This window comes from uncultured Rikenella sp., from assembly GCF_947628055.1.
In the GTDB taxonomy this organism is placed as follows: Bacteria; Bacteroidota; Bacteroidia; order Bacteroidales; family Rikenellaceae; genus Rikenella.
The window spans coordinates 1-9,229 of the sequence record NZ_CANQYJ010000096.1 but is presented as its reverse complement, the minus strand read 5'-3'; the positions used below and the strand labels follow the sequence as shown (position 1 = coordinate 9,229).

Below are 9,229 nucleotides of genomic sequence, written 5' to 3'. Positions count from 1 at the left end.
GATACCCGGCAGGCTCAAGAGATGCGCAAGCATCTCAAAAAGTTTTTCTGGTTCTCTTTGTTCACAAAGAGAACAGTTCCCTCCCGGGGGCACGGTGCAAAATAAACCTGCGGCAGCCAGGCCGCTATTTTTTCACCGCCGCATAATAACAGCGTTTGGGCGACTCCGCCTTACCCTCTTTCACCAAATTTTTGATCGCCTTGTCGACCTCAGCTTTCGGCAGCCCGATAGCATCAGCCACCTCGCCCGACTTCATCGGCACGCCCTGCGCTTTCAGCAGCGCCAATACTTTTTCTTCGTTCATGGTACGATTTGTGTTTGCAACCCCTCCTTCCGGGACATTCCCCTGAAAAAACAGGGGGAAACCCCGACGGCATCCGTCGAATCCCGCAAAGAGCGTCTATTAGAATACTTGTAATGAGTGTAAAATTAGAAAAAAAAGTAACTTTATCCCAACTTCACGTCAAAAAGCCGTAAATAGAAACCTCGAAACCGAAGCCTATGAAACTCCATTGCCGTCATATTCTGCGGCCCGGCCTGCTGCTGGCCGCCGCACTGCTGAGCACCAGCCACGCATTCGCCCAGAAACCCCTCCCCGGCGAAACCGTTCCGGTGGACAGCAGCGTCCGCACAGGCACCCTGCCCAGCGGCATCACCTACTACCTGAAACACAACGCCAAACCGGCAGACCGGGCCGACTTCCACATCTACTACAAAGTCGGCGCCATACAAGAAGAAGACACGCAGAACGGGCTGGCCCATTTTCTGGAACACATGGCCTTCAACGGGTCGCAACACTTTCCCGACAACTCGATGATCGACTGGCTCTCGTCCGTCGGCGTGCGGTTCGGCGAGAACCTCAACGCCGCCACCGGACAGGAACAGACCACCTATATGATCACCAACGTGCCCATAACCCGGCCCGGGATCGTCGACTCGGCCTTGCTGATCCTGCACGACTGGGCGGGACATATCACCCTCGACACCGCCGACATCGACAAAGAGCGCGGCGTGATCATCGAAGAGTGGCGGCAAGGAGACAACGCCCAGCGGCGGATATTGGAAAAACAAGCGCCGGTTCTGTTCAACGGCTCGCTCTACGCCCGGCGCAACGTGATCGGAAACCAGGAAGTGCTCAAGACCTTCAAATACAGCGAGCTGCGCGACTTCTACCGGCGCTGGTACCGGCCGGATATGCAGGCGTTCGTGATCGTGGGAGACTTCGACGTGGACAGCATGGAGCGGAAACTGCGGCAGACAATGGCGGACTTGAAGCCGGCTGCCGTCCGCACGCCGAAAGCGACGATCACCGTGGCGGACAACGAACAGCCGCTGGTTTCGGTGACGTCGGATCCGGAGCTGACTTCCACGTCGGTGCAGATTCTGTTCCGCGAACGCCCCCTGATCGACCGGTATGACGGGATGGAACGCCTCTACCGCGAATACCTCCATTCGCTGGCGGGGCGGATGCTGAACGAACGGTTCGCCGAACTGTCGCGGCAGGAGGATGCACCGTTTCTGGGGGCAGGCGGGGGATACAGTCCGGTGGTGCGGCCGTTCGACGCTTTCTTCTTAGGCGCGACGGCGCGCGAGGGCGAGGCTTTGCGGACATTGGAGGCATTGTACACCGAAGCCTACCGGATGCAGCGCGGCGGTTTCGTCCAGTCGGAGCTGGACCGGGCCAAAAGCGATATACTGCGCGGGACGGAGAGCTACTTCGCGAACCGCAACGACCGGAAAAACGGGGAGTTCGTCAATGGATACATGGAACATTTTGAAAACGGGGCGCCGTATCTGACCCCGGAGCAGGACTTGCGGATCACGCGGCGGATATTGGATGCCATCACGCTGGCCGACGTGAACGCAGAAGCGGCCTCCTGGGTGCACGACCGCAACAGTGCGATTCTGATTTCGATGCCGGAAAAAGCGGGCGTGGGCTTGCCGACGGAGGCCGAGGTGCTGGCGGTGGCGGAACGGGTGAAAAACGCCGAGATCGAAGCCTATCGGGATCGGGTGCAGGGGGAAAAGCTGATGGACGCCTCGGCTCTGAAAGGGTCGCCGACGATCCAAACCGAAACGGGGAAATACGGCTCGACGGTGATGACCCTCGGGAACGGGGTGCGGGTGGTCGTCAAATCGATGGAGCTGAAAGCGGACGAGGTGCTGATGAATGCTTTTCAGAAAGGCGGCCAGTCGACCGTGGCGCAAGTGACGGATCTGTACGACCTCCATGTATTGCCTGCCTATCTGGACATGGCCGGGGTGGGGAGTTTTTCGCGCACGGAGCTGGACAAGCTGCTGACGGGCAAGATCGCAGCCGTGCGACCGAACATCGGCTCCCTGTCGCAAGGTTTCAGCGGCAGCTGCTCGCCGCGGGACATCGAGACGCTGATGCAGCTCGTGTACCTGTACTATACGGCCCCGCGGTTCGACCGCAGCGACTGGAACATACTGATGAATCAATACCGGTCGCTGCTGCCCAACATGGTGAAAGACCCGAACTATATCCTGCAGGACAGTCTGTTGCAGACGGTGTACGGCCATAATCCGAGGGTGTTCATGCTGCTGAGCGGGAAGGTGCTGGACGCGGTCTCGCTGGAACGCACGGAACAGCTTTACCGGCAGTTCTTCTCGGATGCCAATGGAATGACGTTCGTCTTTATGGGGAATATTCCGGCGGATTCGCTGCGTCCGCTGGCCGAGAAGTACCTCGGCTCGCTGCCGGCGGCGCGGCGCAAACGGGCGCCGCAGTGGGGCGATCACATCGTGCTGCCGGTTCCGGGCGTGGTGCAGAACATGTACAAAACGCCGTTGCAGACGCCCAAAGTGACGGCTATCGAACTCTATACCGGCGAGCTCCCTTATTCGCTGGAACGCAGCGTCGATCTGGAGGCGATCCGATATATTCTGGAAATGCGCTACACCCAGTCGATCCGTGAGGAGAAGGGGGGTACATATGGCGTGGGTGTTTCGCTGACGTATCAAAAGGTGCCGATGCCGAGGTTTGCCTACCAGATTTTCTTCGAGACGGACACGGCCCGGGTGGGCGAGCTGCTGCCGTTAGTGGCGCGGGAGATCGAGGCTTTATCGGCCGAAGGGGCGACGGTCGAGGAACTGACCAAGACGAAAGAGTTTTTCCTCAAGAAATACCGCGACGGGTTGATCCATAACGGTACGTGGCTGGGCTACCTGACGAGCTGGTATCTGAACGACAACGACCGTTACACGGGTTACGAGGCGGCGGTGCAGGGGCTTTCGGCGGAGTCGATCCGGCGGACGGCTGCGGCGGCGTTCGGGCAGGGGAATGTCTGCACGGTGGTTCAGTTGCCTGCGGAGGAAGAGGAATAGCTGGGGGCGGCAGAGGGTTCATGAGGTCAGGATTTGCGCCCGCAGGCATGCGGGCCGCAGCCTTTCTCCGCCAAGACCGGGACGGCAGAGGCAGTGGCTCCGTGTGCGACGGCTGGAGCAGGGAATCGTTCAAAAGCAGCTTGCGCTTTTGAACAGGATTCCCGCCAGCGTGCGGGCAAATACATTTTTAACGGTAAAGAGGGCGCAGCCTGCGGAGGACATTTCGGGTAGTTACAGCCCGGCTCGAGTGCCAGCCTCCGCCGGGAGTGGCTCCGGGCTGTCATAGTGAGATTGCCGACAACAGAGCAAAAACGTTTGCAAGAGTCTATAATTAATCCTATGTTTTATTGTACGCACTTCGGTATGGAACTGTTCTCTTTGTGAACAACCGACGCTGCCAGCGGTGCCGCTCGGCACTCGAACCGAGCTGCCTCTACCTTGAATAAGGTGAGCAGCGAGAAGGAAAACAAGCGGTGCGCAGTTAGCGAGAACCAGAAAACCGACACAGCAGCCGAGCGCCATCGAGCAAGCTCGAATGGCCGAGGCGCCAGGAGGAAGGCGCAGCCAAACTTTTTGAGATGCTAACGCATCTCTTGAGCCTGCCGGATACCCTTGTCTTCGATTTGTCGGGGTGCGGGGAAGCGGGCCGATATAATGAGGCTTGTACCTAATCGGCCCGCTTCCCGCGCCCCGAACCAATGCAAAGAAAGAGGACTGCGGAGCCTAAGGAGTAGCGCAACTATCTCAAAAATTCTTTGCGTCGCTTTCTTTCAAGAAAGCGACAGTCCCGTACAGAACGGTGCTAAATAAGCCTACGATTTATTTAGTCTTTGCGATCCGGAGGGGAAGCCCCCGCCTAAACAGACAATTCCCTGTAAATTCCCGCGCAAAAAAGCGCATAATCGTACCTCACCGGATCGGTCGCATCGAACGACCGCAGCACACCCGTCACCTCCTCCACCGCCCGCCAGTCATTCTGCTTTCGCGTCAGCAGCCCCAGCATCCGCGAAACATTCGCCGTGTGGACATCCAGCGGCAGGTACAACGCCGAAGCCGGAATCGCATCGCTCCACAGGCCGAAATCCACCCCGTTGTCATCCTGGCGCACCATCCATTTGAGAAACATATTGAGCCGTTTGCAGGCCGCCCCTTTGTCCACCGACGGGAGATGCCGGGCATGCCGAGGCAGCGGCTCCAGCTCCGGAGAAAAGAAAAGCCGCCGGAAATCGGATAAAACCGGCTTCAGGTCGCCGTACCGGACATAGGCCGTCCGGAAAAAACCGCCCAGGCCGCCGTGATGCAGGTAGATATGCCGCAACGCCCGGACGAAATAGACGAAATCCCCGCCGTTGAACGTCCGGTGCACAAAAGGCATCAACGCATCCCAATCCGCCGCCTGGGACTCGGTAACGAACTGATACGGCGCATCGTCCATCAGCTCCATCATTCTGCGCCCGTTGCGCACGATAGTCGGTCTTTGTCCCCAGGCAATCGTCGCCGCCAGAAACCCCGCGATCTCGATATCCTCGGCCCGCACGAAACCGTGCGGCACCGACACCGGATCGTCGGGAACGAACGTCTCCCGGTTGTATCGGACGCACAACTCGTCCAGGTATTCTTTGACCTCTTCCCGCCTCACGGCTATTCACTGACGATCAAGCCGTCCCGCATGAAAATCCGCCGGTCGGACATCGCCGCCAGGTCATTGTCATGCGTGACGATCACAAAAGTGTATCCGAACCGGTCCCTAAGCTGGAAAAAGAGCCGGTGCAGCCCTTCCCGATTGACACTGTCGAGGTTTCCCGACGGTTCGTCGGCGAAAACCACCGCCGGATCATTGATGAGCGCCCGTGCCACCGCCACCCGCTGCTGCTCGCCCCCCGACATCTCCGCCGGTTTGTGCGCCGCCCGATGTCCCACCCCGAGCCATTCCAGCAATTCAGCCGCCCGCTTCTGCGTCTCGCTGCGCGGACGCCGCCCGATCAAGGCCGGGATCATCACGTTTTCCAAAGCCGTGAACTCCGGCAGCAGGTGGTGGAACTGGAACACGAAACCGATCTTTTCGTTCCTGAGCCGCACCAGCTCCGCCGCCCGCAATGCCCCCACATCCGAACCCGCGATTTCGACCGTGCCGCCGTCGGGTCTCGACAGTGTCCCCATGATTTGCAGCAGCGTGGTCTTCCCTGCCCCGCTCGGCCCCACGATGGCGGCCACTTCGCCCTGCGCAATGTCGAGGTCGATCCCGCGCAGCACCTCCAGTGCCCCGAACCGCTTATGTATATCCCTGCATCGTATCATCATGGAAACAAATATAGCATTTTTCATAACACGTGCGGCCTGTCCCGAAAAGGACAGGCCGCACACTCAATCAGCCTCCGCTCAAGGAATTAGTCCGCAATCGTCTTGCCGGTCTTGCGTTCCTTGCGTTTCATCATGTCGTAAGCCACCGGCGTAGCCACGAATACCGACGAGAAAGTCCCGATCACCACCCCGAACATCAAGGCGAAAACGAACCCGCGGATCACCTCGCCGCCGAAGATGAAGATCGCCAGCAGCACCACGAACGTAGACCCCGCGGTGTTCACCGTCCGCGCCAGCGTGCTGTTGATCGCGTGATTGATATTGTCGCGGCGCGAGCGGCGCGGATAGAGGTGCTGGTTTTCGCGGATACGGTCGAAGATCACCACCGTGTCGTTGATCGAGTAGCCGATGATGGTGAGGATCGCGGCGATGAACGACTGGTCGACCGTCAGGTTGAACGGCAGCAGGCCGTACAAAAGCGAGAAGATACCGATCGTCAGGATCGCATCGTGGAACAGCGACACGATCCCCCCCATCCCGTACTGCCAGTTCTTGAACCGGAGGGCGATGTAAACCCCGATGGCCAGCAGCGAGAAGATCACCGCGATCACCGAGTTGACTTTGATGTCGTGCGCGATGCTCGGCCCCACTTTCTCGGCACTGATAATCCCGTAAGGATTGCTGACCGTAGTGGTGAAGTCGTCGATCGAGATTTTCTGGTCGTACAGCGGTGCCAAAGCCCGGTACATCATTTCGTTGATCTCGTTGGTCACTCCGTCCGCATCGTCTGCATATTTGTATTGCGTGACGATCCGCATCTGCTTCTGGTCCTTGGTCCCGTACTGTTTCACTTCCAGTCCGTCGGTAAAGGCCTTGTCCAGCGCCTCGCGCACCTCATTGGCCGTCACCTGCCGGTCGAAACGCACCACATAGGCCCGTCCCCCGGAGAAATCCACCCCGTAGCTAAGCCCTTTGGTCGCCAGCGAGATCAGCATCACGGCGATCAAAGTGCCCGAGATAATGTACGTGTATTTCCTGAGCCCCACGAAGTCGACTTTGGTATTCCCCAGGAAATGTTCCGTCCAGTGGTTCCAGAACTTGATGTTCCGCCCTCTCTCCAGCATCGCCACGAAGATCAGCCGGGTGATGAAGATCGCACAGAACAGCGACGTAATGATCCCGATGATCAACGTCGTGGCAAAGCCCTGCACCGGCCCGGTTCCGAAGATAAAGAGCACGATACCGGTAATCAATGTGGTCGCGTTACCGTCGATAATGGCCGAATAAGCGTTCTTGAAACCGTCCGCGATGGAAAGACTGATCCCTTTCCCCGAGTGCAGTTCCTCCTTGACGCGTTCATAGATAATCACGTTGGCATCGACCGCCATCCCCATCGTGAGGACAATCCCGGCGATCCCCGGCAGCGTCAGCACCGCGCCGAACGACACCAGCACTCCGAACAGGAAGAAGAGGTTGGCCAGCAAGGCGATGTTGGCCACGAATCCCGCCGTATGGTAGAAGAAGAGCATGTAGGCCAGCACCAGCACGAAAGCCAGCACGAACGAGGTCATCCCCGCGTTGATGGACTCCTGTCCCAGCGACGGCCCCACAACGGCCTCCTGCACGATCTGCGCCGGGGCCGGAAGCCGTCCCGACTGCAAGATATTGGCCAAGTCTTTCGCCTCAGCGATGGTAAAGTCGCCGGAGATTTCCGAATGCCCCCCGGTGATTTCCCCGTTCACGATCGGGCAGGAGTAGACATATCCGTCCAGCACCACCGCAATATACCGTCCGACGTTGTCCGCCGTCAGCCGGGCCCACGTTTTCGCCCCTGCCGCATTCATGCTCATCGACACATGGGCCTCCGAACCTGTCTGCCCGTATTCCCCCACCGCATTGGTAATCACGCTGCCGTCCAGAGCCGGACGCCCGTCGTTGCTGCCTTTGATAGCGTACAGTTCATATACGTTCGGGTTGGTCTTGATTCCTTTGATCCCCCACATGAAACGCACATCCCGCGGGAACAGCGCCCGCACCTGGGACATATTGAGATAGGTGTTGACCTTTGCCGTATCATACGACATCGCCATGCCGATCACACCGCCTTCCTGTATCGGCTGCAAGACGCTGAAGAGCGAGGTGACCTGTCCCGCCGCATCGCGTGCGGCGGCCGGCGCATCGTCTCCCCGGGCTGCACCGAGCGCGGCCAGAATGTCGGTGGAATCCACCGCTGCGACAACGGTGTCCGCAACGGCCGCCGAAGCGGTGTTCGCCGTCGAATCGGCTGTCGCCAGCATCTTGGCCACTTCTTCGTTGGCCTGCATCATCATCGGCCACAGCTCTTTCGCCGTATAAGTCGTCCAGAATTCGAGGCTGGCAGTCCCTTGCAACAATTTCCGCACCCGTTCCGGGTCTTTGATCCCCGGCAGTTCGACGAGGATACGCCCCGTGTTCCCGATGCGCTGGATATTGGGCTGTACCACGCCGAAGCGGTCGATACGGGTCGAGAGCACGTTGAACGAGTTGGCGATCGCGGCATCGGCTGATTCGCGCAGGACTTTGATTACCTGTTCGTTCGTGGATTCCGGCGTGATTTTCCCTTTGAGTTCGTAAGTCCCGAAAATGGCGGCCAGCCGCCCTTCCGGTGCAATGTTCCGATAGGCGTTGGCGAACAGGGTGATGAAGTCGTCGGTGCTGTTGCGCATCGCTTTCTTGGCTTCGGCCATAGCCTGGAGGAACTGCGGATCGGTGCTGTTGTTGGAAAGTGCTTTGAGCACGTCTTCGACTGCGATCTCGAGGGTGATGTTCATCCCTCCTTGCAGGTCGAGCCCCAGGTTGATCTCTTTTTCCTGACATTCGGCATAGGTGTATTTCACCAGCCCGAGGTTGTACACGACCTGCGACTTCATGGAGTCGAGGTAGGCCTGTTCAACGGCCGAGTTCCCGCCGGACGCTTTGGCGGCGTCTTTGCGCACGCTCCGCGTCACGAACGAGAATGAGAGCTGAAACGCGCAGGCGATGGCCAGCATAATGGCCAGGAACTTGAGTGCGCCTTTATTCTGCATGGATAGTAAAAGTTTTTATTTGTTTTGTTTTTAGTCGATTATCAGAAGTTGCAAATATATACTTTTTTCCTGATACTCGCCTCAATTTCGGTTTTTAAAGGTCTGTGTAAGCTGTCCGCGGCGGATTGGAACCAAAATTGCTGGTTTATTTGTGCACTTGGTTTGAGGGAACTGTTCTCTTTAACTTCGCTCCGCTCGTTTTGCCTCCGGCTTCCTCGCGCTACCTCGGCATATTCCGCCAGCGGCCTCTGCTCTCGGAACGCTGCTCGGTTCCTCCTCGCCGCTCGGCAGAGCTGGCAAGCCCGCTCTGCTCTCGCTGGCAGCGTCGGTTGTGAACAAAGAGAACCAGAAAACCGATGCAGCAGCCGAGCGCCGTCGAGCTTGCTCGAATGGCCGAGGCGCCAGGAGGAAGGCGAAGCCAAACTTTTTGAGATGCTTCGCATCTCTTGAGCCTGCCGGATACCCTTGTCTTCGATCCTCTTGGGCCGGAAGCAATAGACCGCTCTTAATATTGC

The 9,229-nt window shown here is 58.5% G+C and carries 5 protein-coding genes; 1 reads left to right on the top strand and 4 read right to left on the bottom strand.

Annotated elements, in window-relative coordinates; genetic code table 11:
• Positions 1-124: 124 nt before the first annotated feature.
• On the bottom strand, positions 125-304 hold the full coding sequence (locus tag Q0Z93_RS08405) for a helix-turn-helix domain-containing protein (RefSeq protein WP_298064501.1): 180 nt from the start codon (positions 302-304) through the stop codon (positions 125-127).
• Between the two features lie 197 nt (positions 305-501).
• On the opposite strand from Q0Z93_RS08405, the gene Q0Z93_RS08400 reads away from it, so the two are divergent.
• Entirely contained in the window at positions 502-3,348 is a 2,847-nt protein-coding gene (locus Q0Z93_RS08400) for a M16 family metallopeptidase (RefSeq protein ID WP_298064500.1), read from the top strand.
• Between the two features lie 856 nt (positions 3,349-4,204).
• Here Q0Z93_RS08400 and Q0Z93_RS08395 read toward each other — a convergent pair.
• From Q0Z93_RS08395 to secDF, 3 genes are all read right to left on the bottom strand, one after another.
• Positions 4,205-4,987, bottom strand: a complete 783-nt coding sequence (locus Q0Z93_RS08395; protein ID WP_298064499.1) for a TIGR02757 family protein — start codon at positions 4,985-4,987, stop codon at positions 4,205-4,207.
• A gap of 2 nt (positions 4,988-4,989) precedes the next feature.
• The gene (locus Q0Z93_RS08390) at positions 4,990-5,646 is read right to left on the bottom strand and encodes an ABC transporter ATP-binding protein (RefSeq protein WP_298064502.1); all 657 of its coding nucleotides are present in this window, start codon (positions 5,644-5,646) and stop codon (positions 4,990-4,992) included.
• Positions 5,647-5,735: 89 nt separating this feature from the next.
• The gene (gene secDF, locus Q0Z93_RS08385) at positions 5,736-8,714 is read right to left on the bottom strand and encodes a protein translocase subunit SecDF (RefSeq protein WP_298064498.1); all 2,979 of its coding nucleotides are present in this window, start codon (positions 8,712-8,714) and stop codon (positions 5,736-5,738) included.
• Between the last annotated feature and the right edge of the window lie 515 nt (positions 8,715-9,229).

Coding starts and splice junctions, on each gene's coding strand:
- Q0Z93_RS08405 (WP_298064501.1), bottom strand. CDS start 304: ATGAACGAAGAAAAAGTATTGGCGCTGCTGAAAGCGCAGGGCGTGCCG.
- Q0Z93_RS08400 (WP_298064500.1), top strand. CDS start 502: ATGAAACTCCATTGCCGTCATATTCTGCGGCCCGGCCTGCTGCTGGCC.
- Q0Z93_RS08390 (WP_298064502.1), bottom strand. CDS start 5,646: ATGATACGATGCAGGGATATACATAAGCGGTTCGGGGCACTGGAGGTG.
- secDF (WP_298064498.1), bottom strand. CDS start 8,714: ATGCAGAATAAAGGCGCACTCAAGTTCCTGGCCATTATGCTGGCCATC.